Source organism: Streptomyces sp. NPDC088810 (genome assembly GCF_044750305.1).
Classification (GTDB): domain Bacteria; phylum Actinomycetota; class Actinomycetes; order Streptomycetales; family Streptomycetaceae; genus Streptomyces.
Genome location: NZ_JBIVJQ010000006.1, coordinates 180,973 through 204,344 on the forward strand (window position 1 = coordinate 180,973; position 23,372 = coordinate 204,344).

Genomic DNA, 23,372 nt, shown 5'->3' on the forward strand with positions numbered 1-23,372 from the left:
CGTTCCGCAGCGCGTCCCGGGATCCCAGAAGACGCAGAAGAGGAGATGAGCATGTCCCCGACCGTCGTCATCACCGGCGCCAGCGCCGGCATCGGCCGTGCTACCGCCCGCCTGTACGCCCGGCGCGGCGCCGACGTCGTCCTGGTCGCGCGCGGCGAGGGCGGCCTGGCGATGGCCGCCGACGAGGTCGCGGCGCTCGGCGGACGGCCGCTGGTACGGCCCGCCGACGTCGCCGACCCGGCCCAGACGGAGGCCGTCGCCGAGGCCGCGGAGAAGGAGTTCGGCCCGATCGACGTCTGGATCAACTGCGCCTTCGCCAGCGTCTTCGCGCCCTTCGAGGAGATCACCCCCGAGGAGTACCGGCGGATCACCGAGGTCACCTACCTCGGCTTCGTCAACGGCACCCGCTCGGCCCTGAAGCGCATGCTGCCCCGCGACCGCGGCACGATCGTGCAGGTCGGCTCCGCGCTCGGGGAACGGTCGATCCCGCTGCAGTCCGCGTACTGCGGGGCCAAGCACGCCATCAACGGCTTCACCTCCTCGCTGCGCACCGAGCTGCTGCACCGGGGCAGCAACGTGCACGTCACCGTCGCCCAGATGCCCGCGGTCAACACCCCCCAGTTCGAGTGGGTCCGCTCCCGGCTGTCCAAGCACCCCATGCCGGTCCCGCCGATCTACCAGCCCGAGGTGGCCGCGCGGGGCGTGGTGTACGCCGCCGACCACCCGGGCCGCAAGCAGTTCTACGTGGGCGCCACGACGGTGGCCACCATCTGGGCGAACCGGTTGGCCCCCGCCCTGCTCGACCGCTACCTGGCCCGTACCGGGTTCGACTCCCAGCAGACCGACAGCGTGCCGCCCTCCGGTCTGGACAACCTCTTCGAGCCGGTGGACCGGGAACCCGCCGGGGACCAGGGCGCGCACGGCTCCTTCGACGACAGCGCGCACGCCCGCTCCTGGCAGGAGACCCTGGTCCGGCACCCCGCGGTCACCGCCCTCGGCGCGGGCGCCGCCGCGCTGGGCGCCGTACGCGGCTACCGCCGCCTGACGTCCCGGCCCGCCTAGGCTGACGGTGTGCGCCTCCTGCTGATGTCCGACACGCACCTGCCCAAGCGGGCCAAGCGGCTCCCCGAGCAGCTGCTCGCCGAACTCCCGCGCGCGGACGTGGTGTTCCACGCCGGGGACTGGGTCGACACCGCGACCCTCGACCTGCTGGAGAGCCGCAGCCGCCGGCTGGTCGGCGTGTACGGCAACAACGACGGCCCCGAGCTGCGTGCCCGGCTGCCCGAGGTGGCGTACGCCGAACTGGGCGGCCTGCGCTTCGGCGTCGTCCACGAGACCGGCCCCGCCCAGGGCCGCGAGGCCCGCTGCGCCGCCCGCTTCCCGGACCTGGACGTCCTGGTCTTCGGACACAGCCACATCCCCTGGGACACCACCGCCGCCACCGGGCTGCGCCTGCTCAACCCCGGCTCCCCGACCGACCGCCGCCGCCAGCCCCACTGCACCTACCTGACGGCGACCGTCGCCGACGGAGCGCTCACGGACGTGACCCTGCACCGCCTGCCGCCGCGCGGACGGCCCGTGGCATGATCACCGGGTGACTTCCGTACCCGGCATACCCGCCGTCGTACCCACCGGCCGCCTCGCCGCCGAGGCGCAGCCCGTGCTACCACTGCCCGGCGGCCTGGAACTGCGGCCCTGGCGGCTGGACGACGCCGACGCCGACGCCCTGCACACCGCGGGGCGGGATGCGGCGATCAGCCACTGGAACCTCTTCTCCGTCGGCAGCCGTGCCGAGGCCCGCGCCCGGATCGAGCGCCTGCAGGCGCGTCGGCGCGACGAGACCGGGGCGATCTGGGCCATCGCCCCGCGTGGCGGCGCCGCCGTCGGGCTCGCCGGCCTCAACGACGTCGATCTGGCGGGCGGCACCGCCGAGGTCGTCTACTGGGTGCTGCCCGAGGCGCGCGGCGGCGGCCTCGCGGTCGCGGCGACCCGGCGGCTCAGCCGCTGGGCCCTGACCGACCTGGGCCTGCACCGGCTGGTCCTGTGCCACTCGACGGCCAACCCCGCCTCCTGCCGGGTGGCCGAGAAGGCCGGATTCACCTTCGAGGGCACCCAGCGCAGCGCCCTGCTGCACGCCGACGGCTGGCACGACCAGCACCTGCACGCGCGGGTGGCGGGAGACCCCGAGTAGCACGGGCGGGGAAGAACCCGTTGGGTGTGGCGGACGACTCGCCGCCTCGGGGACTTCGTCCTGCGCTGCTCGTGCCCGCGTTCCCGCCGGACCGGTGGCGCCATCGGCATCACGGTGGCCGGCCCGGTCGCCGGAGCCCCGGGTGACCGGGCCCGCTTCCTGTACGGCCCGTACTCCGTGGCCCTCGGCTCGGCGTCCCGGTACGCGGCCACGGCCGTCCTCGCCCTGGTGCTCCTGCCGGGCACCTGGTCGCTGCGGCGACGGTGAAGCGCGGCTCGACGCAACAAATCCGTGGACACCGGGCGGGGCGACTCGCTGTGATGGAGGGCGTGTTGATCGATGCCGCTCTCGTACGCCGGCTGCTCACGGCCCAGTTCCCGCGGTGGGCCGGTCTGCCCGTCCGCCCGGTGCCGCGGTCCGGGATGGACAACGCCACCTTCCGCCTCGGCGGTGAACTCGCCGTGCGGCTGCCGCGGTACGCCCACTGGGCCGGGCAAGTCGCCCGTGAGCAGCGCTGGCTGCCCCGGCTCGCCCCGCAACTGCCGCTGGCCGTGCCGGAGCCGGTCGCCCAGGGCGAACCGGGGGAGGGGTACCCGTACCCGTGGACGGTGTACCGGTGGCTGGACGGCGAGACGGTGACCCCCGGGTCGCTCGCCGACCCCGCGCGGGCCGCCCGGGACCTCGCCGGGTTCCTCACCGCCCTGCAGGGCATCGACACCACGGGGGGACCGGCGCCCGAGCAGAGCAACGCCTTCCGCGGGCTGCCGCTCGGCGCCGCCCGGGACTCGGTGGCCGACGACGCCCGGGTCCGCCCCAAGATCGAGGCGCTGAAGCGGGCCGGGCTCATCGACGCCGGTCAGGTCACGGAGGTCTGGGAGGCGGCGCTCGCGGCACCGGCCTGGGACCGGCCGCCGGTGTGGATCCACGGCGACCTCGACGCCGCGAACCTCCTGGCCCGGGACGGAAGACTGAGCGGCGTCATCGACTTCGGCACGCTCGCGGTGGCCGATCCCGCGATCGACCTGGTGCCCGCCTGGAAGGTGCTGCCCGCGTCGGCACGCCCGGTGTTCCGGGAAGCCCTGGGCGCCGACCGGGCCACCTGGGCACGGGGTCGGGGCTGGGCCCTCGCCGGCTCGCTCCCCGTCCCCGACGACCCCTACTTCCGGGCGGACCCGTCCCGTGTGACGAGGGCCCTCGCCCATCTGGAGCAGATCCTCGCGGACCACCGCGCGGACGCCGGGTGAGGGACCCGCAGGAACCGATGCGCCCCTAAGCGCCCGAGGCGTCGGACCACCCGCGGGGATGGATCGCCCCGCTCGTCCTGCTGAGCGGCGCCCCGCTGCCGCCCCACCGCAGCGCCACGATCTCCGCCGCCACCGACACCGCCACCTCCTCCGGCGTACGGGCGCCGAGGTCCAGGCCGACCGGGGAGCGCAGGCGGGACAGTTCCTCGTCGGTGAGGCCGGACTCGACCAGGCGGCGGAGCCGGTCGTCGTGGGTGCGCCGGCTGCCCATCGCCCCGATGTACGCGGCCGGCCGGCGCAGCGCCTCCCGCAGCACCGGCACGTCGAACTTCGGGTCGTGGGTCAGGACACAGATCACCGTCCGCTCGTCGGTGCGCGTGCCGCGCAGATACCGGTGCGGCCAGTCCACGACGACCTCCACGCCCTCCGGGAACCGCCGGGGCGTGGCGAACACCGGCCGGGCGTCGCACACGGTCACCCGGTAGCCGAGGAAGCCCCCGAGCCGGGCCACGGCCGCGGCGTAGTCGATGGCGCCGAACACCAGCATGCGCGGCGGCGGCGCGAAGGAGTGCAGGAACACCGTGACGGTGTCCTCGCGCCGCTCCCCGTGCGGCCCGTAGTGCCTCAGGCCGGTCACGCCGAGGGCGAGTTCGCCACGCGCGTCGGCGGCGACGGCCGCGTCGAGCCCCCGCGTGCCCAGGCTGCCGGCGGCCGTGCGCGGCCACACCGCGAGGGTGGCTCCGCGCGGCGCCGGCCCGTCGACCACGGTGGCCGCGGTGACCGGCTCACCGGCCGCGACGGACGCGGCGACCGCGCCGAACACCGGATCCCGGGCCTCGGTCACCGGCCGGACCAGGACGGTGATCTCACCGCCGCAGGTGAGCCCGGCCGCGAAGGCGTCCTCGTCGCTGTAGCCGAACGTCTCCAGCCGGACCGCGCCGGTCTCGACGACATCCTGGGCCAGCTCGAACACCGCGCCCTCCACACAGCCCCCGGAGACGCTGCCGACCACCTCGTCGTCCGGGCCGACCGCCAGTGCGGCGCCGGGCCCGCGGGGCGCGCTGCGGCTGACCGAGACCACCGTGGCCAGCCCGAACGGCACCCGGGCGGCGTACCACCGGCCCAGTACCGGGAGAATCTCGCGCATCGTCCGCTCCTCGGCTCAGCCCCCGTCACGGGCACCTCGTTGAACGTTAATTCGTTGGCGCCGCGGCCGCCCTTCTGCTGCACTGCACCGGTCGAGTTCCCGAGAGAACCAGGAGCGAAGATGCGCACTGCGTCGATGTCCACCCCGGTAGCAACCACCCCCTCTCTCAAGGACATGACGCTTCGTGCACTTGCTCAATCTGGGAATCCTCGCGCACGTCGACGCAGGTAAGACCAGCCTGACCGAACGGCTCCTGCACACCGCCGGAGTGATCGACGAGATCGGCAGCGTCGACGCCGGCAGCACCACCACCGACACCCTCGCACTGGAGCGGCAGCGCGGCATCACCATCAAGTCCGCCGTCGTGTCGTTCCCGCTCGACGGCGTCACCGTCAACCTCATCGACACCCCCGGCCACCCGGACTTCATCGCCGAGGTGGAGCGGGTGCTCGGCGTGCTCGACGGCGCCGTCCTGGTCGTCTCCGCGGTCGAGGGCGTCCAGGCGCAGACCCGGGTGCTGATGCGCACCCTGCGCCGGCTGCGCATCCCCACCCTGGTCTTCGTCAACAAGATCGACCGGCGCGGCGCCCGGGACGCGGCCGTGCTCCGCCAGATGGCCCAGCGGCTGGCCGTACCGCTCGTCCCGATGGGGACGACCGCGGGGCTCGGCACGCGTGCCGCCCGCTTCCGTCCCGGCCCCGTCCCGGCCGCGCTGGAGGCGCTGGCGGACCGGGACGACGGCCTGCTCGCCGCCTACCTCGACGGCGGTGTCCCCGCGGGCCGGCTGCGCCGCGCCCTCGCCGCCCAGACCCGGAGCGCGTCCGTCCACCCGGTGTACTTCGGCTCCGCGATCACCGGCGCCGGCGTGCCCGAGCTGATCGCCGGCATCGAGCGGCTGCTGCCCACGGCCGCCGGCGACCCGGACGGCCCGCTGTCGGGCACGGTCTTCAAGATCGAGCGGGGCCCGGCGGGGGAGAAGGTGGCCTACGCCCGCCTTTTCTCCGGCACCCTGCGCGTCCGCGACCGGATCGCGTTCGGGGACGGCCGCCGGGGCACCGGCGAGGAAGGACGCGTGACCGCGCTGAGCGTTTTCGAGTACGGCACGGACACCCGGGCGGACAGCGCCGGCCCGGGCCGGATCGTCAAGGTGTGGGGCCTCGGCGGCATCCGGATCGGCGACGCGCTCGGCACCCCGAACCGGTCGTACGAGCACCACTTCGCGCCGCCCACCCTGGAGACGGTCGTCGTCCCCGGCCCCGGCGCGGACCGGCGCTCGCTGCACCTCGCGCTCACCCAGCTGGCCGAGCAGGACCCGCTCATTGGCGTCCGCCACGACGAGCTGCGGGGGGAGACCTCGGTGTCGCTCTACGGCGAGGTGCAGAAGGAGGTCGTCCAGGCCACCCTCGCCGACGAGTACGGGCTGGCCGTCACCTTCCGCGAGACGACGACCCTGTGCATCGAACGCCCGGTCGGCAGCGGGCACGCCGTCGAGTTCAACAAGAAGGACGACAACCCCTTCCTCGCCACCGTCGGCCTGCGCGTCGACCCCGCCCGGCCCGGCACGGGCGTGGCCTTCCGGCGGGAGGTGGAGCTGGGCTCGATGCCGTACGCCTTCTTCAAGGCCGTCGAGGACACCGTCCGGGAGACGCTCGGCCAGGGGCTGCACGGCTGGCAGGTCACCGACTGCACGGTCACCATGACCCACTCGGGCTACTCGCCCCGGCAGAGCCACGCGCACCAGGGCTTCGACAAGAGCATGTCGAGCACCGGCTACGACTTCCGGGGCCTGACTCCGCTGGTCCTGACCGAGGCGCTGCGCCGGGCCGGCACCCTGGTGCACGAGCCGGTGCACCGCTTCCGGCTGGAGGCGCCGGCCGACACCCTCGGCGCGCTGCTGCCGGTGCTGGCCCGGCTCGGCGCGGTACCGGAGAGCACCGGCACGCACGCCGCGGTCTGCGTGCTGGAGGGCATCGTTCCGGCCGCCCGGGTGCACGCGCTGGAGCAGCGGCTGCCGGGGCTGACCCGGGGCGAGGGCGAGCTGGAGACGGCCTTCGACCACTACGCGCCGGTGACCCGCGGCACGGTCCCCGAGCGGCCGCGCACCGACCACAACCCGCTGAACCGGAAGGAGTACTTGCTGAACTTCATGCGCCGCGTCGGCGAGTGAGCTGACCGATAGTCAACTTACTGGAGAGTCAGAACCTATTGACGCTGTCCGGACATGGCCGGACTGTGGTGGACATGCCGAATCTCCGGATACGTCTGCTGGCTGTGCTGGTCGTCCTCAGCGGATCCCTGACGGTGGCGGGAGTCCCGCCCGCCACCGCCGCCACCCCTTCCGACTCCCTCTGGTTCGACGGCGCCGCGCTGACCGTGCGGGACGGCCGGTTCACCGACGGCCAGGGCCGCGAGATCGTCCTGCGCGGCTACAACGTCTCCGGCGAGACCAAACTGGAGGAGAACGGCGGCCTGCCCTTCGCCTCGGCCGCCGACGCCCGCAAGGCCGCGGCCGCGCTGCGCACCCTCGGCGGCGGCAACACGGTCCGCTTCCTGCTCTCCTGGGCGCACGCCGAGCCCGTACGCGGCCAGGTGGACACCGCCTACCTGGCCGCCGCCACCGAGCAGTTGCGGGCCTTCCTGGGCGCGGGCATCCGGGTCTACCCCGACTTCCACCAGGACCTCCACTCCCGGTACCTGTTCGACACCGGCAGCTGGTACACCGGTGACGGCGCCCCGAAGTGGGCGGTGGAAGCCGGGAGTTATCCCAAGGAGTCCTGCGGCATCTGCCTCTTCTGGGGCCAGAACATCACCCAGAACACGGCCGTGCAGAAGGCCCAGTACGACTTCTGGCACAACGCCCACGGCTTGCAGGACGCCTTCCTGGCCACCGCCCAGAGCAGCATGGCCTATCTCCGCCGGCACCTGAGCGCCGCGGAGTACGCGGGGATCGCCGGCTTCGACCCGTACAACGAGCCGTACGCCGGCAGCCACGACTCCGGGCAGACCTCCCGCACCTGGGAACGCGATCTGCTCTGGCCGTTCTACGTGCGGTTCCGGGCCCGCATGGACGCCGCCGGCTGGCAGGACAAGCCCGCCTTCGTCGAGCCGAACCTCTTCTGGAACGCCAACATCTCCACCCAGAAGCAGGAGGGTGGCCTGCTCGACGCGGGCACCCTCGGCCCCGGCTATGTCTTCAACACCCACTTCTACGACCAGAAGGCCATCTCCGGCATCCTGATGTGGGGCAAGGCGGCCGACGGCCAGTACGCCGCCGACTTCGCCACCGTCCGCGACCGGGCCACGGCCGCCGGCACCGCGGCCGTGGTCGGCGAGTTCGGCCACCCCCTGTCCGGCACGGTCTCCGACAAGGCGCCGACCGTCCTGAAGGCCATGTACCAGGCCCTCGACTCCCGCCTGCCCGGGAAGAGTTGGTGGGCGGAACCGGCCTCCTCCGGCCCGGTGCTGTCCGGCACCCAATGGCAGTGGGACCTGTACAACGGCCGGCACCACGAGCTGATGAACGGCAACCCCGGCAAGGTGCTCACCGCCGGGGACGCCTGGAACGACGAGGACCTGTCGGCGGTACGGCTCGACGACTCCGGGAACGCCGTCCTGCGCCAGGACGCCCGCCTGCTGGACCGCCTCTACCCGGGCGCCACGGCCGGCACCGCCCTCGCCTTCACCTACGAGGACCGCTCCCGCGACGGCTCCGCCACCCTCACCTGGAACCCGGTGCCCGGCTCCCTGCCGAACGTGGCGAAACTGGTCGGCACGGGCCAGTACGGGCTGCTCGTGTGGCGCTCCGGCGACGGCACCGCGCCCACCGAGCTGCACCTGCCGGCGTCCTTCCCGACCGCCGCCACCACGGTCGTCTCCGACCTCGGCACGGTCCACGCCCCGCCCGCACACACCTCCGCCACGCCGGTCGCCGTGGCCGCGGAGCCGGGCGGCACGGGCAGCCGCCGGCTGCTGCTCACCGACGCGGACTCCGGCGTCCTGCACTACGCCCTGGTCACCAACGGCGCCACCGCCCCCTCGGCGGACCTGCTGGCCGCGGCGAAGGCCGAGCTGGCCGCGTGGGCGGCGGCGCGCTTCTGACGGCAGCGCGGTGGCCTCCGGGGTGAGTGGGGGCATCCCGGAGGCCACGGCCCGGTGGAGCGTCAGCTACCGCCGGGGCCGGTCCAGCCGGCCTGCACATGGCCCAGCCGGACCCGCTGCGGGTGGTCGCCGACCGGGACCGACGTCACCTTGCGGCCGGTGGCGAAGTCGATCGCCGTGACCTGGTCGGCACCGCTCTCGGAGACGATGCAGTCCTTGCCGTCGCCGCTGACGGTCGCCCAGTACGGCTTGGACGCCGTCACCAGCGGCCCCTCCTGGAGCGAGGCGCGGTCGACCACGGTCGCGTAGTCGTCCATGGTGCCCGCGACGCACAGCTTGGTGCCCCCGGGGTTCATCGACATGCCGTGGTGGCGGGAGTCGTTGACCCAGGTGGTGTGGTCCTCGCTGGTCGCCGGGTTCTTCGGCAGCGTCTTCATCCGGGTGATCTTGTCGGTCGCGACGTCGTACTCGAGGAAGCCGTTGAAGAACGACACCTGGAAGTACAGCTTGGACTCGTCGGGGGAGAAGACGGCCGGGCGGACCGCGTCGGAGAAGTCCTTCAGCCCGAACGCGTCCAGCCGCTGCCGCATGTCGACGACCTTGACCTGCTTGTACGTCGTCGCGTCCACGACCGTGATGCGCCGGTCGCCCTTGGTCCAGTCCCAGCCCGGGTCGTCCAGAGCGGTGTTGACGTCACCGATGGACATGTTCCAGATGTACTTGCCGTCCTTGGTGAAGATGTTCTCGTGCGGCTTGTCGCCGGTCGCGAACGACCCCAGCTGCTTGCCGGTGACGATGTCGAGCACGTGCACGGTGTTCGCGGTCGAGGCGGAGACCGCCACCCGGGTCCCGTCCGGGGAGACCGCCATGTGGTCGGCGCGGTAACCGGCGACCGGAAAACGCCAGTTGACCTTTCCGTCGGCCAGATCGATGGAGACGACGTCCGCGAAGCTCGGCCGGGACACCACCACCGAGCGGCCGTCCGGCGTCGAGTACATGTCGTCGGCGAACTGGTCGTGGCCCTCGCCGACGCTGTTGCGGATCGCCTGGAAGTAGATCCACTTGATCGGATCCGCGTTGATCTCCGCCATCCGCGCGTCCTTGTCGGGGACGACGTTGATCCGGCCGACCTTGGCGAAGTCGCCGGAGGAGCGGATCACATCGGCGGTGCCGTCCCAGTTGTTCCCGACGAACAGCACCTCGCGCAGGCCGTCGGGGGCGGCGGAGGCTGCGGAGGCGGCGGTCGCCGGGCCGGCGACAGTCAGGGCGAGGGCGGCGGCCACGGAGCACAGGTGCCTGGTTCTGGAGGCAGGCATGACGGCTCTCTTTCCTCGGGGGAATCTGAACACAAGCGCATTCACAGTGAACTTACTGAAAAGTAAGGAGGGGGCGGCCTTCTCGACAAGATGTGTGCACGACAAGATTGACGTCCGGCGGGTGAGGTGACGGAGGGGGACGCGTGGGGGGCAGGCTCAGAGCGCCGACGGGACGGTACGGCGGCCGGTCCGCCGAGGAACGGCAGGCCGAGCGGCGTCGCCGCTTCCTCGACGCGGCCCTGCGCCTGTTCGGCGACACACCCGGCTACCGGGGCACCACCGTCGCCGCGCTCAGCCAGGCCGCGGGCCTGTCCACGCGCCAGTTCTACGAGGAGTTCCGCACCCTGGAGGACGTCCTCGCCGCGCTGCACCTCGAGGTCAACGGCTGGGCCGAACAAGCCGTCCTGGCCGCCCTCGCCACCGCCGACGGCCTGCCGCTGGCCGAGCGGGCCACCGTGCTCTTCCGCGCCTACGCCCGCGACGTCACCTGCGACCCGCGCCGCATCCGCATCGCGTTCGTGGAGATCATCGGGGTCAGCCCCCGCCTGGAGGAGCAGCGGCTCGCCCGCCGCGCCCGCTGGGTCGACCTCATCCGCGCCGAGGCGGACGCGGCCGTGGCCCGCGGCGAGGCGGCGCCGCGCGACTACCGCCTCGCGGCGACGGCCTTCATCGGCAGCGTCAACGGCCTGCTGCACGACTGGACCGCCGGCTGGGTGGACGCCACGCTCGACGAGGTCGTGGACGAGCTGGTCCGGCTGCTGCTGGGGATGCTCCGGCCGGACGGCTGGCGGCCCGGGCACCACTGACCGGGCCCCCAGGTCAGCGGGGGTGCGCTCGGGCTCGGCGCGCGGGATCGGGCCGGAGCTGGTCTGCTGGTGCGGGGGACCGTCGTATCCGTACTCCGGAGAGACCCATGAGTACCTATCGAGTCGCGCAGGTGACCGAGCCGGGCGGCACCTTCGAACTGGCCGAGCGCGAGGTGCCGCAGCCGGGACCCGGCCACGTGCGGATCGCCGTCGAGGCGTGCGGGATCTGCCACAGCGACGCCCTCTTCGTGAGCGGCGGACTGCCCGGCGTGTCCTTCCCGGAGGTCCCCGGGCACGAGATCGCCGGGCGCGTCGAGGAACTGGGCGAGGGAGTGCGGGAGCGCGGCTGGCAGGTCGGCGACCGCGTGGCCGTCGGCTGGTTCGGCGGCAGCTGCGGCCACTGCACGCCCTGCCGCGAGGGCGACTTCATCGTGTGCCGGAACCTGAAGGTGCCGGGCTGGGCCTACGACGGCGGCTTCGGCGAGAAGGTGATCGCACCCGCCGACGCGCTCGCCCGCATCCCCGAAGGGCTGGCCGCGAACGACGCCGGACCGATGGCCTGCGCGGGCGTGACCACGTACAACGGTCTGCGGCGCAGCTCCGCCCGGCCGGGGGACCTGGTCGCGGTGCTCGGGCTCGGCGGGCTGGGCCACCTCGGGGTGCAGTACGCGGTCGCGATGGGCTTCGAGACCGTCGGGATCGCCCGGGGCGCCGAGAAGGCCGACTTCGCCAAGCAGCTCGGCGCCCACCACTACATCGACAGCACCTCCGGCACCCCGGTCGCCGAGGCGCTGCAGTCCCTCGGCGGCGCCAAGGTCGTGCTGGCCACCGCCGGGAACTCCGAGGCCATCACGGCCACGGTGGACGGCCTGGCCCACCGCGGCGAACTGGTCGCCATCGGCGCGGACACCGCACCGCTCGGCATCAGCCCGGCCCAGCTGCTCATGGCCGGCCGGGTGGTGCGCGGGCACCCGTCCGGGACCTCGCAGGACGTGGAGGACACCATGGCGTTCAGTGCCCTGCACGGCATCCGCCCGATGACCGAGCCGGTCCGGCTGGAGCAGGCCGGCGAGGCGTACGACAAGATGCTCTCCGGCGCCGCCCGCTTCCGGATGGTGCTCACCATGGGCTGACACCCCGGGGCCACCGCAACCTGCGCGGTCCTACGGCTGGGGTTCCAGCCGGGCCAGCGCCGCGAGCACCGGTGCCGTGCCGTCCTCGTCGCGGAGGCGGGCGGCCAGGGCGTCGGCGCGCCGCCGGTACGACGGGTCCCGGGTGGCCCGCACCAGCGCGGCGGACAGCGCGTCCACGGTCAGGCGGCGCAGCGGTACGACGGCCGGGGCGACGCCCAGGGCGACCAGCCGGGCGGACCAGAAACCCGCGTCGAACTGGACCGGCACCGGCACGGCCGGCACCCCGGCGCGCAGCCCCGCCGCGGTGGTGCCCGCGCCCGCGTGGTGGACCACGGCGGCCATCCGCGGGAAGAGTGCCGCGTGCGGTACCTCGCCGATGGTCAGCATGTCGTCCCCGTCGGCCGCGAGCCCGCCCCAGCCGCGCTGGATCACCCCGCGCAGCCCGGCCCGCCGCAGCGCCGCCACCACCCGCGCGCTGAGCCTGCGCGCGTCCGGCACCGTGGCGCTGCCCAGCCCGACGAACACCGGCGGGGGCCCGGCGCCGAGGAACTCCTCCAGCTGCCGGGGGAGTTGGGTCTCGGTGTCGTAGGGCCACCAGTAACCGTCCACCTCCAGGCCCGGCCGCCAGTCGCCGGGCCGGGGCACCACCAGCGGGCTGAAGCCGTGGTGCACCGGCCAGAGCCGCCGCTCCCGGGCCCGCCGGGCGGCACCGGCCCGCAGCGGGGGCAGGCCGAGCCGCGCGCGCAGGGCCGGTACCGCGCCGGAGAAGACGTGCTCCACGGCCAGGCTCACCCCCTGCCCGGCGATCCGGTTGGCCGGCCCGCCCCAGGACCCGCCGCCCAGCACCGCGGGGGCGAACTCCCGTGTCGCGGCGACCGGTTGAAGATAGACACCCAGGCTCGGCAGTCGCAGCCCCTCGGCGATGGTGTGCCCGAGCGGGGCCAGCGAGGCGGACAGCAGCAGGGCGTCGCTGTCCCGGGCCGCGTTCAGCAGGTCCTCGGTCATCCGCCCGACCAGGTGCCGCGCCAGCTCCACCACCCGCAGCAGCTTCCCGGCGCCGCTCGTGCTGCGGTGCAGGCCCCGGCCGCGCGGGGACTGCAGTTCCGCCCGCGGGTCCACCGGCAGCGCGTGGAACCGCACCCCGGAGCCGGCCACCAGCGGCTCGAAGCGGCCGTGCGTGACCAGGGTGACCTCGTGCCCGGCCAGGGCGAGCCGGTGCCCGAGCCCGGTGTAGGGGGCGGCGTCGCCCCGGGAACCCGCCGTCATGATCGCAACGCGCACGACAGCCAGTATGGCCGGTCCGCGCGGACCGGTGCCCCAAACGACCCGGTTTCCGCGCACCGGACCTGACGCGCCCGTGCTAGGCGGCGGCGGACACCACCAGGACCGCCGCCGCCAGCAGTGCGCACCCCAGCACACAGCAGGCCAGCAGCCTTCCGCGCAGCGCCCGGTACCGCGCCTCGTACGCCTGCCGCAGCTCCTCCGCCCGTTCGGCCGTGCGGCGCCACGAGAGGCGGGCCAGCGCCGCGTATTCGGCCTCGAACTGCCCTTCCACCTCGCGTCGTTGGCTTTCGGTGAGCCAGCCCAGGCGGGAGCTGAGGCGGGCCGCGGCGGTACGGCCCTCCTCCCGTGCGGCGGCCAGCAGCAGGTGCCCCTCGATCTGCCGGACGAGGTCCTGCTCGTCGTGGGCCGTCACGGCGCCGTCAACTCCCGTTTCCGCACGTCCGGGTGGTGCAGGTCGAAGGCCGGGGATTCGCTGCGGATCCGCGGCAGGGTGAGGAAGTTGTGCCGCGGCGGCGGGCAGGAGGTCGCCCACTCCAGCGAACGGCCGTACCCCCAGGGGTCGTCCACGCCGACCGGCTTGCCGTACTTGGCCGTCTTCCACACGTTGTAGAGGAAGGGGAGTAGGGAGGCGCCCAGCAGGAACGAGAACACCGAGGAGACCGTGTTGAGCGTGGTGAGCCCCTCGGCCGAGAGGTAGTCGGGAATCCGGCGCTGCATGCCCTCGGCACCCAGCCAGTGCTGGACCAGGAAGGTGCCGTGGAAGCCGGTGAACAGCGTCCAAAAGGTGATCTTGCCGAGGCGCTCGTCCAGCATCTTGCCGGTCATCTTCGGCCACCAGAAGTGGAAGCCGGAGAACATCGCGAAGACGACCGTACCGAACACCACATAGTGGAAGTGCGCCACCACGAAGTAGGAGTCGGAGACATGGAAGTCGATCGGCGGTGAGGCGAGCATGACGCCGGTCAGCCCGCCGAAGACGAAGGTGACGAGGAACCCCAGCACCCAGAGCATCGGCGTCTCGAAGGAGAGGCTTCCCCGCCACATGGTGCCGATCCAGTTGAAGAACTTCACACCGGTCGGGACGGCGATCAGGAACGTCATGAAGGAGAAGAACGGCAGCAGTACACCGCCGGTGACGTACATGTGGTGGGCCCACACCGTCACGGACAGACCGGCGATCGCGATGGTCGCGGCGATCAGGCCCATGTAGCCGAACATCGGCTTGCGGGAGAACACCGGGATGACCTCGGAAATGATGCCGAAGAACGGCAGCGCGATGATGTACACCTCTGGGTGGCCGAAGAACCAGAAGAGGTGCTGCCAGAGCAAGGCTCCGCCGTTGGCCGCGTCGAAGACGTGGGCGCCGAACTTTCGGTCCGCCTCCAGGGCGAACAGCGCGGCCGCCAGGACCGGGAAGGCGAGCAGGACCAGCACGGCGGTCAGCAGCACGTTCCACACGAAGATCGGCATGCGGAACATGGTCATGCCGGGCGCGCGCATGCAGATGATCGTGGTGATGAAGTTGACGGCGCCGAGGATGGTGCCGAAGCCGGAGAAGGCCAGACCCATGATCCACATGTCGGCGCCGAGGCCCGGCGAGCGGACCGCGTCCGACAGCGGGGAGTAGGCGAACCAGCCGAAGTCGGCCGCACCCTCCGGGGTGAGGAAGCCGCCCACCGCGATGGTCGAGCCGAACAGGTAGAGCCAGTAGGCGAACATGTTCAGCCGCGGGAACGCCACGTCGGGCGCGCCGATCTGCAGCGGCATGATCCAGTTCGCGAAGCCGGCGAACAGCGGCGTCGCGAACATCAGCAGCATGATCGTGCCGTGCATCGTGAACGCCTGGTTGAACTGCTCGTTCGACATGAACTGCAGGCCCGGGCGGGCCAGCTCGGCGCGCATCAGCAGCGCCATGACGCCGCCGATCAGGAAGAACCCGAACGCGGTGACCAAATAGAGCGTTCCGATCGTCTTGTGGTCGGTGCTGGTGAGCCACTGCACGGCCCTGCTGCTTCTGATCCTCTTCACGCCCCGCCTGTGTCCGCGGCCGGCCCGAGGGTCACACTCGGACGACGCGAGGAGCATCACGGGAGAAGGGTGTGACGATCCGGGCGGTGCCGGACACGAACCGAGCATGAGCAACGACGAGATCTTCGCCGCTGCCTATCGCGAGCACTACTGGGCGGTCAGCCGCTATGTCGCGAGGCGACTTCAGGGGCGGGCCGACGAGGTGGAGGAAGTGGTGGCGGAGGTGTTCACGGTCGCCTGGCGGCGCCGGGCGGACCTGCCGGCCGCGCCGCTGCCCTGGCTGTACGGGGTGGCCCGCAACTGCCTGGCCAACGCGGTACGCGGTTACGGGCGGCGGCGCCGGCTGGTGGACCGGCTCGGCAACGACGAGGCCGCGCACGGCCGGCACATCGCGGCCGGCCCCGACACGGAGGCGCCGGGCGCCTGGGTGCACGAGGCCCTGGACCGGCTCTCCCCGGCCGACCAGGAGATACTGCGCCTCGCCGCATGGGAGGAACTCGGCGCCGACGAGATCGCGATCGCCCTCGGCTGCGGCCGCCGCGCGGCAACCATGCGCCTCCACCGCGCCCGCCACCGCCTCCGCAAGGAAATAACCCGCCTACGCCCTACTGCGCCGGCAACTGACGCGCCCGTCGGGCTGGGGCCGGATTCCGTGGCGGCGCCGGCTGATCCGTCCGTCGGGCTGGGCCTGAGGTCCGCGGCTGCGCCGGCCGGGCCGTCGGCCGGGTCCCGCCTGGGGTCTCAGGCGTCGGCAACTGATGCGTCCCCTGATGCCCGTCCGGGGCGCCCGGCGTCGTCGGGGGATGCGCCTGCCGCGCCCCGCCCGGGACCCGCGGCGTCGTCGGGGGATGCGCGCCTTCGACACCGCCCGCCCCCCGGGGCGTCGCAGGCTGGTGCGCCCTTCGAGCCCCGCGTGGGGCCCGTGGCGGCGCCGGCTGATCCGTCCGTCGGGCCGGCCGGCCCGTTGCCCGGGTCCCGCCTGGGGTCTCAGGCGTCGGCAACTGATGCGTCCCCTGATGCCCGTCCGGGGCGCCCGGCGTCGGCCGATGCGCCTGCTGAGCGCCGCCCGGGACCCGCGGCGTCGTCGGGGGATGCGCGCCTTCGACACCGCCCGCGCCCCGCGGCGCCTCCCGCCGATTCCGATCGCTCCGAGGCACCGACGCCCCCCACCGACGCCCCGCGGCCGGCCGCCTCCCCTGTGACCACCGTCGACGCATGCCTGCGCAAGGACCCCCGACATGAGTGATGAACTCGAGCTTCTCCGACGTGCCAATCCGGTTCCCGTGGACGGGCCCTACTTCGGGGACGGACCGCTGGATCACCGGGCCGAGCGGCGGCTGGAGCGCCTGTTGGAGGACGGGCGGCCGGCGCGTCGCGCACCCGGGGCCCGGCTGCTGTGGGGGTTGGCCGCCACCGGGGTTGTCGTGGCGACCGCCGCTACCGCGCTGCTCGGTGGGCCGAGCACCCAGCCCGCGCTCGCCGCGCCCCGGCCGCTGGCCGTCCGCGCGCACTCCACGCCCGTACCGCTCACACAGCTGGCCGAACTGGCCGATGCCGCCGCGGCAGAAGGCGCACCGCGGCTGCGGAAGGGCACGCACGTGCAGACGTGGAGCCTCGGCATGACGGACGGGAAACCGCCCGTCACCCTGCCCGAGGAGCGGGTCGTGCGCTGGCGGGCGGACGACAGCCACACCGAGCTGGTCGTGGCGACCGACCCGCGCCATCCCGGCCGCCCGGTCCTCACCGACACCGGCGGCGACCCCGGCCCGGTGGCCGACGGCCATGTCCTGAGCCGGACCACGTACCCGCCGAGCTGGAGCGACGCCCCACCGGAGGCACCCCCGCCGCACACCCCGGCCGCCCTGCGCGCCTACCTCGCCGAAACCGTCCGCACCGACTCCCTGAGCACCCCCGGACTCCTCGACGCGGTCGACGAGTTGCTCGACCACTGGACCCTCGGCGCACGCGAGTCCGCGGCCCTGGTCCGGGTCCTCGCGGACGCGAAGGGGCTGCGGCCCCTGGGACAGGTGACGGACCGCCTCGGCCGTCCCGGGCAGGCCTACGTGTACGGGGGCGAGGGCGGAGGCGGCCGGCGGATGCTGATCCTCGACGCACGCACCGGTGCCGTCCTCGGCCTGGAAACCACCTTCACCCGCGACGCCCCCGCCTACGGCGTGAAGGCCGGGGACGTCATGGAGTACAGCGCCTGGATGCGCTGACCGCGCCGCCCGCCCGTCACACTCCGAGCTGCCGGGCGGCGGCCGTCACGGTCTGCTCCAGCAGCGTGGCGATCGTCATCGGACCGACACCGCCCGGCACCGGGGTGATCAGCGCGGCCCGCTCCACGGCCGAGTCGAAGTCGACGTCACCGACGTTCCCCGGGTTGTAGCCCGCGTCGACGACGACCGCGCCCGGCTTGATGTCCTGCCCGCGGATCAGCCGCGGCCGGCCCACCGCGGCCACGACGATGTCGGCCTCGCGGACCGCCGCCGACAGGTCCCGGGTGCGCGAGTGGCAGTACGTGACGGTCGCGTCCCGGGCGAGCAGCAGCATCCCCACGGGCTTGCCGAGGATCGCGCTGCGGCCCACCACCACGGCCCGCTTCCCGGCCGGGTCGACGCCGTACTCGTCCAGCAGCCGCACGATGCCGCCCGGCGTGCAGGAGACGAAGCCCGGCAGCCCGAAGCTCATGGTGGCGAACGAGGCGAAGGTGACGCCGTCCACGTCCTTCTCCGGCGCGATCGCCTCGAACGCGGCCCGCTCGTCGATGTGGTCGCCCACCGGGTGCTGGAGCAGAATCCCGTGCACCCCCGGGTCGGCCGACAACTCCCGCAGCGTGCCGACGAGTTCCTCGGTCGTGGTGCTCGCGGGCAGCTCCACGTGCCGGGACTCGATGCCGGCCTTGCGGCAGCGGTTCTGCTTCATGCGGACGTACGTCACCGACGCCGGGTCCTCGCCGACGAGCACGGTCGCGAGACACGGCGCGGTACCGGTGCGCTCGGTGAGACCGGCGGCCTTCCGCGCGGTGTCCTCGACGATGCGGCGGGCGAGCGCGGTGCCGTCCATCAGCCGGGCCTGGGTCATGCTGCACACTCCTGAGCTGGATCGACTCTCCTCGCCCAGGCGCGCGGCAACCACCACGGACCGCTCCCCGGTGGTACTCCACCTCAGCGCCAGTCACGGCCCGCGTACAGCGTAACCGGAGCGCGTACGACCGTAGGACCCCCGACCGGGACCGCGCCCGCCGGGGTCCGGGCCGGCCGTGCTGCGGCCCGGACCGGCGCGACCCTCCTTCCGGCGGCCTGCCGTACCCGCCGGGTCTACTCGTCCCAGGCCTGGACGATGAGCTGATCGGCGATCTTGCCGTCCCGCAGGGTGACCATCGACTCGGCGAGGACCCGGGTGCCGTCCGCGTACTCGCATGACTCGCTGTACGCGGCCTGGTCGCCCTGCATGACGCACCGGTCCAGCTTGTGCGTCATGTCGCGGCTGTAGATGTCGTCCAGCAACTCGGCGATCTGGCTCCGGCCGTGCAGGACCGTGGGATGACTGGGCTGGTTGTTGCGGTCGACGATGCGGATCTCCGCGTCGTCCGCGTAGAGCGACAGCAGGTTGTTGCCGGTGTTGCCCTCGATGGCCCGGCGCAGTGTCTCGGTGTCGAAAGCGGACCCCGTCGCGGTACCCATGGTGACCTCCTTCAGGCGAGCGCGGCCCGGCCAGGAGCGGACCGCACGGGCCCCATCTCCGAGCGTCCTCCGCCCCGGCTGCCACGGCAAGCCCGGCCGCCGCCTCCGCCTCACGGGTGAGCGCGGCCCGCCGCCCGTGTCCGGGCGGGGGCCGCGGCCGTTGCAGGGGCATGATCTCCCCACGACGTATCGCCGCCGCCGCAGGTCTGGCCGCCGGGATCGCCGGTCTCGCCGCACCGCAGGCGAGCGCGGCGGGCACCGGCGCACCGCTCGTCGGCCGGCTCGGCGCGCTGAGCACGCTGGACTCGCTCGCCACCAGTGACATCCCGGCACCGCACAAGGACCGCGTCCCGCGGGTCAGCGAGCAGGTGCAGGAGCTGAAACACCTCCGCGAGCTGAACCAGCTCAACCAGCTGGAGCAGGTCGTCGCCCCCGCGGCGCCCCTGCTCGGACTGGTCCAGGGCATCCACTGACCGAGCCTGCCGCGCCGAGGGCCGTCCCGGCCGGGACGGCCCTCGGCGCTGTCCGCCACCGGTGGCGCAAAGATCCACGATCAGCCTCGTGGACCGCCCCGCTACCCCTCGGTCGCGCGTAGGGTCGGCGGCGAAGGCATTCGACGGAAGGGACCAGACCATGGCGCAGGAAGTACGCGGCGTGATCGCACCGGGCAAGAACGAGCCCGTACGGGTCGAGACGATCGTGGTGCCGGACCCGGGGCCCGGCGAAGCCGTCGTACGCATCCAGGCCTGCGGGGTCTGTCACACCGATCTGCACTACAAACAGGGCGGTATCTCGGACGACTTCCCGTTCCTGCTCGGCCACGAGGCCGCCGGCGTGGTGGAGTCGGTCGGCGACGGCGTCACCGACATCGCCCCGGGTGACTTCGTCATCCTCAACTGGCGTGCGGTGTGCGGCCAGTGCCGGGCCTGTCTGCGCGGCCGGCCCTGGTACTGCTTCAACACCCACAACGCGCGCCAGAAGATGACCCTCGCCGCCACCGGCCAGGAGCTGTCCCCGGCCCTCGGGATCGGTGCGTTCGCGGAGAAGACGCTCGTCGCGGCCGGCCAGTGCACCAAGGTCGACCCGTCCGTCTCCCCGGCGGTCGCGGGTCTCCTCGGCTGCGGGGTGATGGCCGGCATCGGCGCCGCGATCAACACCGGGAACGTCGGCCGGGGTGACGCGGTCGCCGTCATCGGCTGCGGCGGTGTCGGCGGCGCGGCCATCGCCGGGTCGAACCTGGCCGGTGCGGCGAAGATCATCGCGGTGGACATCGACGACCGGAAGCTGGAGAAGGCCCGCACGCTGGGCGCCACGCACACCGTCAACTCCAAGGAGACCGACCCGGTCGAGGCGATCCGCGAGCTGACCGGCGGCTTCGGCGCCGACGTCGTCATCGAGGCCGTGGGCCGCCCGGAGACCTACCAGCAGGCCTTCTACGCCCGCGATCTCGCCGGCACCGTCGTCCTCGTCGGGGTCCCCACCCCCGAGATGAAGCTCGAACTGCCCCTGCTGGACGTCTTCGGCCGCGGCGGCGCCCTGAAGTCCAGCTGGTACGGCGACTGCCTGCCCACCCGGGACTTCCCCATGCTGATCGATCTCCACCTGCAAGGCCGCCTGCCGCTCGACGCGTTCGTCACCGAGAATGTCCAACTGGACCAGGTGGAGCAGGCGTTCGAGCGGATGCACCACGGTGACGTGCTGCGTTCGGTGGTGGTGCTGTGATGACCGTACGCATCGAACGCCTTGTCACCGCCGGGCAGTTCAGTCTCGACGGCGGCACCTGGGACGTGGAGAACAACGTGTGGATCGTCGGCGACGAGCGGGAGGTGATCGTCATCGACGCCGCCCACGACGCCGAGGCCATCGCTCGCGCGGTCGACGACCGGCGCCTGACCGCCATCGTGTGCACGCACGCCCACAACGACCACGTCAACGCCGCCCCGGCCCTCGCCGACCTCACCGGCGCCACCATCTGGCTGCACCCCGACGACCTGCCGCTGTGGAAGCAGACCCATCCGCACCGCGACCCCGACCGGCATCTCCTCGACGGCCAGGTCATCGAGGCCGCCGGCGCCGACCTCACCGTCCTGCACACCCCCGGGCACGCCCCGGGCGCCGTCTGCCTGTACGACCCCGGCCTCGGCACCGTCTTCACCGGCGACACCCTCTTCCAGGGCGGCCCCGGCGCCACCGGACGCTCCTACTCGCACTTCCCGACCATCATCGACTCCATCCGCAACCGCCTCCTCACCCTGCCGCCGGAGACCAAGGTCCTGACCGGCCACGGCGACGGCACCACCATCGGCGCCGAGGCACCCCACCTGGAGGAGTGGATCGCCCGCGGCCACTGAGTCCGGCGGCGACACACCGCGGACCGCGCGCAAAAGGCGACAGGAGATGTCCGGCTTCCCGGGGACAGTGGACGACGACAGCAGTCGTACCGCAGTCGTACCGCACAGGAGGCCGGACATGTCAGGACCGCTCGTGGGCAAGGTGGCGCTGGTCGCCGGGGCGACCCGGGGCGCCGGTCGCGGCATCGCCGTCGAACTCGGCGCGGCCGGTGCCACCGTCTACGTCACCGGGCGCAGCACCCGCGCCCACCGCTCCGAGTACGGCCGGCCCGAGACCATCGAGGACACCGCCGACCTCGTCACCGCGGCCGGCGGACAGGGCATCGCCGTACCGGCCGACCACCTGGACCCGTCCGCCGTACGGCACCTGGTCGACCGTGTCGCGGACGAGCAGGGCCGCCTCGACGTCCTCGTCAACGACATCTGGGGCGGCGAGAACCTCTTCGAGTGGGACACCCCCGTGTGGGAGCACGACCTCGACAACGGGCTCCGGCTGCTCCGGCTCGCCGTCGAGACGCACGCCATCACCAGCCACCACGCGCTGCCGCTGCTGCTGCGCCACCCCGGCGGCCTGGTCGTGGAGGTCACCGACGGCACCGCCGAGTACAACCGCGACACCTACCGCGTGAACTTCTTCTACGACCTCGCCAAGACGTCCGTGCTGCGCATGGCCTTCGCCCTCGGCCACGAACTCGGCCCGCGGGGCGCCACCGCCGTCGCCCTCACCCCCGGCTGGATGCGCTCCGAGCACATGCTCGACGCGTACGGCGTCCGCGAGGACAACTGGCGGGACGCCCTGCGGCGCGAACCGCACTTCGCCATCTCCGAGACCCCGCGCTACACCGGCCGGGCCGTCGCCGCCCTGGCCGCCGACCCCGACGTGGCCCGGTTCAACGGCCGGTCCCTCTCCAGCGGCGGCCTCGCCCGGGAGTACGGCTTCACCGACCTGGACGGCAGCCGGCCGGACGCCTGGCGGTACCTGGTCGAGGTACAGGACGCGGGCAAGCCGGCGGACGTCACCGGATACCGGTGAACCGGGCGGCCGCCTGGGCCGGCAGATCGGGGGCGAGGTCGGCGGCCATCCGCTCGGCCTCGGGCCGCAGGGCGGCGGGGAGCGGCAGGTGGCCAGGCCCCCGGGGCTGCGGTGGGCGTCCCGGAGGATGCCGATGAGGGCCAGACCGACACGGGAGGCGGCCCGGACGGTGGTCTGGGGGGCGGAGTAGCCGGGCACGGGTGAGCCGTAGATCAGCGCGTACTCGTGGGGGTGGGCGCCCGCGGAGCCGTACCGTCGGGCCATGACTGATCCGACTCGCTTCGCAGGACACGGAGTTCTCGTCACCGGCGGCGCCCGCGGCATCGGCGCGGCCGTCGCCCGGCGGCTCGCCGAGGAGGGCGGCCGGGTGCTGGTGACCGACCGGGACCTGCCCGAGGCCGAGCGGACCGCCGCCGCGCTGCGCGGCCAGGGCCTGGCCGCCGAGGCGTTCGCCTGCGACGTGGCCGACCGCGCCGCCGTCGAGGCGGCCGTCGCCCGCGCCGTCACGGTGTTCGGCTCGCTCGACGTACTGGTCAACAGCGCCGCCCACTGCACACCGGACGTCCCGCGCTACGAGGACGACCCCGACGAGGCATGGGCCCGCGACCTCGACGTCACCCTCACCGGCGCCCACCGCTGCTGCCGCGCCGCGCTGCCGCACCTCGCCGCCTCCGGACGCGGGGCGATCGTGAGCATCGGCTCCGTCAACGGCCTGCGGGACTTCGGCAACCACGCCTACAGCGCCGCCAAGGCCGGCCTCGGCTCGCTCACCCGGACCCTCGCCGGGCACGCGGCGGCCCGGGGCGTCCGGGTCAACCTCGTGGTGCCGGGCACGGTCCGCACCTCGGCCTGGGAAGGGCGCGACGGCGACCTGGACGCCGTCCGTGCCCTGTACCCGCTGGGCCGGGTCGGCGAGCCGGAGGACATCGCCGCCGCGGTCGCCTTCCTCGCCTCCCGCGACGCCGCCTGGATCACCGGCACCAGCCTCGTCGTCGACGGCGGCCTCACCGCCGTCGACACCGGCTTCCACACGGCCGTACGACGCTCCGGCTGAC

The 23,372-nt window shown here is 73.4% G+C and carries 22 protein-coding genes, 2 pseudogenes and 1 riboswitch; of the genes and pseudogenes, 16 read left to right on the top strand and 8 right to left on the bottom strand.

Going from position 1 to position 23,372, the window contains the following annotated elements; all coding sequences use genetic code 11:
- Window positions 1–51 precede the first annotated feature (51 nt).
- The 5 genes from ACIP4Y_RS21075 to ACIP4Y_RS21095 all read left to right on the top strand — a co-directional run bounded on the left by ACIP4Y_RS21075 (window position 52) and on the right by ACIP4Y_RS21095 (window position 3,435).
- Window positions 52–1,062, top strand: a complete 1,011-nt coding sequence (locus ACIP4Y_RS21075; protein WP_401395551.1) for an SDR family oxidoreductase — start codon at window positions 52–54, stop codon at window positions 1,060–1,062.
- A 9-nt stretch (window positions 1,063–1,071) separates the two neighbouring features.
- Window positions 1,072–1,587, top strand: a complete 516-nt coding sequence (locus ACIP4Y_RS21080) for a metallophosphoesterase family protein (RefSeq protein ID WP_401395554.1) — start codon at window positions 1,072–1,074, stop codon at window positions 1,585–1,587.
- A gap of 7 nt (window positions 1,588–1,594) precedes the next feature.
- Window positions 1,595–2,191 (top strand): GNAT family N-acetyltransferase, encoded by a 597-nt coding sequence (locus ACIP4Y_RS21085; RefSeq protein ID WP_401395557.1) that lies wholly within the window; start codon window positions 1,595–1,597, stop codon window positions 2,189–2,191.
- 24 nt (window positions 2,192–2,215) lie between these two features.
- A complete protein-coding gene (locus ACIP4Y_RS21090) occupies window positions 2,216–2,458 on the top strand; it encodes a hypothetical protein (protein WP_401395560.1) in 243 nt (80 codons plus the stop codon).
- A gap of 62 nt (window positions 2,459–2,520) precedes the next feature.
- Window positions 2,521–3,435, top strand: coding sequence for an aminoglycoside phosphotransferase family protein (locus ACIP4Y_RS21095; protein ID WP_401395563.1), 915 nt, complete (start codon window positions 2,521–2,523; stop codon window positions 3,433–3,435).
- A 25-nt stretch (window positions 3,436–3,460) separates the two neighbouring features.
- On the opposite strand, the gene ACIP4Y_RS21100 is transcribed toward ACIP4Y_RS21095, so the two are convergent.
- Window positions 3,461–4,582, bottom strand: a complete 1,122-nt coding sequence (locus ACIP4Y_RS21100; RefSeq protein ID WP_401395566.1) for an XdhC family protein — start codon at window positions 4,580–4,582, stop codon at window positions 3,461–3,463.
- Window positions 4,583–4,766: 184 nt separating this feature from the next.
- On the opposite strand from ACIP4Y_RS21100, the gene ACIP4Y_RS21105 reads away from it, so the two are divergent.
- Both ACIP4Y_RS21105 and ACIP4Y_RS21110 read left to right on the top strand, forming a co-directional pair.
- A complete protein-coding gene (locus tag ACIP4Y_RS21105; RefSeq protein ID WP_401395569.1) occupies window positions 4,767–6,749 on the top strand; it encodes a GTP-binding protein in 1,983 nt (660 codons plus the stop codon).
- Window positions 6,750–6,823: 74 nt separating this feature from the next.
- Complete coding sequence (locus ACIP4Y_RS21110; RefSeq protein ID WP_401395572.1) at window positions 6,824–8,680, top strand: endoglycosylceramidase; 1,857 nt, start codon at window positions 6,824–6,826, stop codon at window positions 8,678–8,680.
- Between the two features lie 62 nt (window positions 8,681–8,742).
- Here ACIP4Y_RS21110 and ACIP4Y_RS21115 read toward each other — a convergent pair whose 3' ends face one another.
- Window positions 8,743–9,996, bottom strand: coding sequence for a YncE family protein (locus ACIP4Y_RS21115; RefSeq protein ID WP_401395575.1), 1,254 nt, complete (start codon window positions 9,994–9,996; stop codon window positions 8,743–8,745).
- Between the two features lie 143 nt (window positions 9,997–10,139).
- Between ACIP4Y_RS21115 and ACIP4Y_RS21120 the strand changes: the two genes are divergently transcribed.
- Together ACIP4Y_RS21120 and ACIP4Y_RS21125 are read left to right on the top strand one after the other, a co-directional pair.
- Window positions 10,140–10,802, top strand: a complete 663-nt coding sequence (locus ACIP4Y_RS21120) for a TetR/AcrR family transcriptional regulator (RefSeq protein WP_358644369.1) — start codon at window positions 10,140–10,142, stop codon at window positions 10,800–10,802.
- 107 nt (window positions 10,803–10,909) lie between these two features.
- Window positions 10,910–11,935 carry an alcohol dehydrogenase gene (locus ACIP4Y_RS21125; protein ID WP_401395578.1) on the top strand — a complete coding sequence of 342 codons (1,026 nt, stop codon included), beginning with the start codon at window positions 10,910–10,912 and terminating at the stop codon, window positions 11,933–11,935.
- 30 nt (window positions 11,936–11,965) lie between these two features.
- Here the strand turns inward: ACIP4Y_RS21125 and ACIP4Y_RS21130 are convergent, their stop codons facing one another.
- The 3 genes from ACIP4Y_RS21130 to ctaD all read right to left on the bottom strand — a co-directional run bounded on the left by ACIP4Y_RS21130 (window position 11,966) and on the right by ctaD (window position 15,247).
- The gene (locus ACIP4Y_RS21130; RefSeq protein WP_401396134.1) at window positions 11,966–13,201 is read right to left on the bottom strand and encodes a glycosyltransferase; all 1,236 of its coding nucleotides are present in this window, start codon (window positions 13,199–13,201) and stop codon (window positions 11,966–11,968) included.
- Window positions 13,202–13,295: 94 nt separating this feature from the next.
- Complete coding sequence (locus ACIP4Y_RS21135; protein WP_401395581.1) at window positions 13,296–13,631, bottom strand: hypothetical protein; 336 nt, start codon at window positions 13,629–13,631, stop codon at window positions 13,296–13,298.
- Complete coding sequence (ctaD, locus tag ACIP4Y_RS21140) at window positions 13,628–15,247, bottom strand: cytochrome c oxidase subunit I (RefSeq protein WP_401395584.1); 1,620 nt, start codon at window positions 15,245–15,247, stop codon at window positions 13,628–13,630. The genes ACIP4Y_RS21135 and ctaD overlap by 4 nt, the downstream gene beginning before the upstream one ends.
- A gap of 106 nt (window positions 15,248–15,353) precedes the next feature.
- On the opposite strand from ctaD, the pseudogene ACIP4Y_RS21145 reads away from it, so the two are divergent.
- A pseudogene (locus ACIP4Y_RS21145) lies at window positions 15,354–15,857 on the top strand (RNA polymerase sigma factor); the annotation flags it as partial.
- A 628-nt stretch (window positions 15,858–16,485) separates the two neighbouring features.
- Window positions 16,486–17,466 carry a CU044_5270 family protein gene (locus ACIP4Y_RS21150; protein ID WP_401395586.1) on the top strand — a complete coding sequence of 327 codons (981 nt, stop codon included), beginning with the start codon at window positions 16,486–16,488 and terminating at the stop codon, window positions 17,464–17,466.
- A 16-nt stretch (window positions 17,467–17,482) separates the two neighbouring features.
- On the opposite strand, the gene ACIP4Y_RS21155 is transcribed toward ACIP4Y_RS21150, so the two are convergent.
- The gene (locus tag ACIP4Y_RS21155; RefSeq protein WP_358648329.1) at window positions 17,483–18,331 is read right to left on the bottom strand and encodes a bifunctional 5,10-methylenetetrahydrofolate dehydrogenase/5,10-methenyltetrahydrofolate cyclohydrolase; all 849 of its coding nucleotides are present in this window, start codon (window positions 18,329–18,331) and stop codon (window positions 17,483–17,485) included.
- A gap of 26 nt (window positions 18,332–18,357) precedes the next feature.
- Window positions 18,358–18,438: riboswitch (ZMP/ZTP riboswitch) on the bottom strand.
- Window positions 18,439–18,567: 129 nt separating this feature from the next.
- Complete coding sequence (locus tag ACIP4Y_RS21160) at window positions 18,568–18,933, bottom strand: nuclear transport factor 2 family protein (protein WP_358648330.1); 366 nt, start codon at window positions 18,931–18,933, stop codon at window positions 18,568–18,570.
- 170 nt (window positions 18,934–19,103) lie between these two features.
- On the opposite strand from ACIP4Y_RS21160, the gene ACIP4Y_RS21165 reads away from it, so the two are divergent.
- The 4 genes from ACIP4Y_RS21165 to ACIP4Y_RS21180 all read left to right on the top strand — a co-directional run bounded on the left by ACIP4Y_RS21165 (window position 19,104) and on the right by ACIP4Y_RS21180 (window position 22,317).
- Entirely contained in the window at window positions 19,104–19,406 is a 303-nt protein-coding gene (locus ACIP4Y_RS21165; protein WP_358648331.1) for a hypothetical protein, read from the top strand.
- Window positions 19,407–19,566: 160 nt separating this feature from the next.
- On the top strand, window positions 19,567–20,655 hold the full coding sequence (locus ACIP4Y_RS21170) for an S-(hydroxymethyl)mycothiol dehydrogenase (protein WP_358643651.1): 1,089 nt from the start codon (window positions 19,567–19,569) through the stop codon (window positions 20,653–20,655).
- Window positions 20,655–21,284, top strand: coding sequence for an MBL fold metallo-hydrolase (locus ACIP4Y_RS21175; RefSeq protein ID WP_358643652.1), 630 nt, complete (start codon window positions 20,655–20,657; stop codon window positions 21,282–21,284). The genes ACIP4Y_RS21170 and ACIP4Y_RS21175 overlap by 1 nt, the downstream gene beginning before the upstream one ends.
- A 118-nt stretch (window positions 21,285–21,402) precedes the next feature.
- Window positions 21,403–22,317 (top strand): SDR family oxidoreductase, encoded by a 915-nt coding sequence (locus ACIP4Y_RS21180; protein WP_401395592.1) that lies wholly within the window; start codon window positions 21,403–21,405, stop codon window positions 22,315–22,317.
- A 4-nt stretch (window positions 22,318–22,321) separates the two neighbouring features.
- Here ACIP4Y_RS21180 and ACIP4Y_RS21185 read toward each other — a convergent pair.
- Window positions 22,322–22,554, bottom strand: a pseudogene (locus tag ACIP4Y_RS21185) (TetR-like C-terminal domain-containing protein); the annotation flags it as partial.
- A 25-nt stretch (window positions 22,555–22,579) separates the two neighbouring features.
- Here ACIP4Y_RS21185 and ACIP4Y_RS21190 point away from each other — a divergent pair.
- Window positions 22,580–23,371, top strand: coding sequence for an SDR family NAD(P)-dependent oxidoreductase (locus ACIP4Y_RS21190; protein WP_401395595.1), 792 nt, complete (start codon window positions 22,580–22,582; stop codon window positions 23,369–23,371).
- Window position 23,372: the final 1 nt, after the last annotated feature.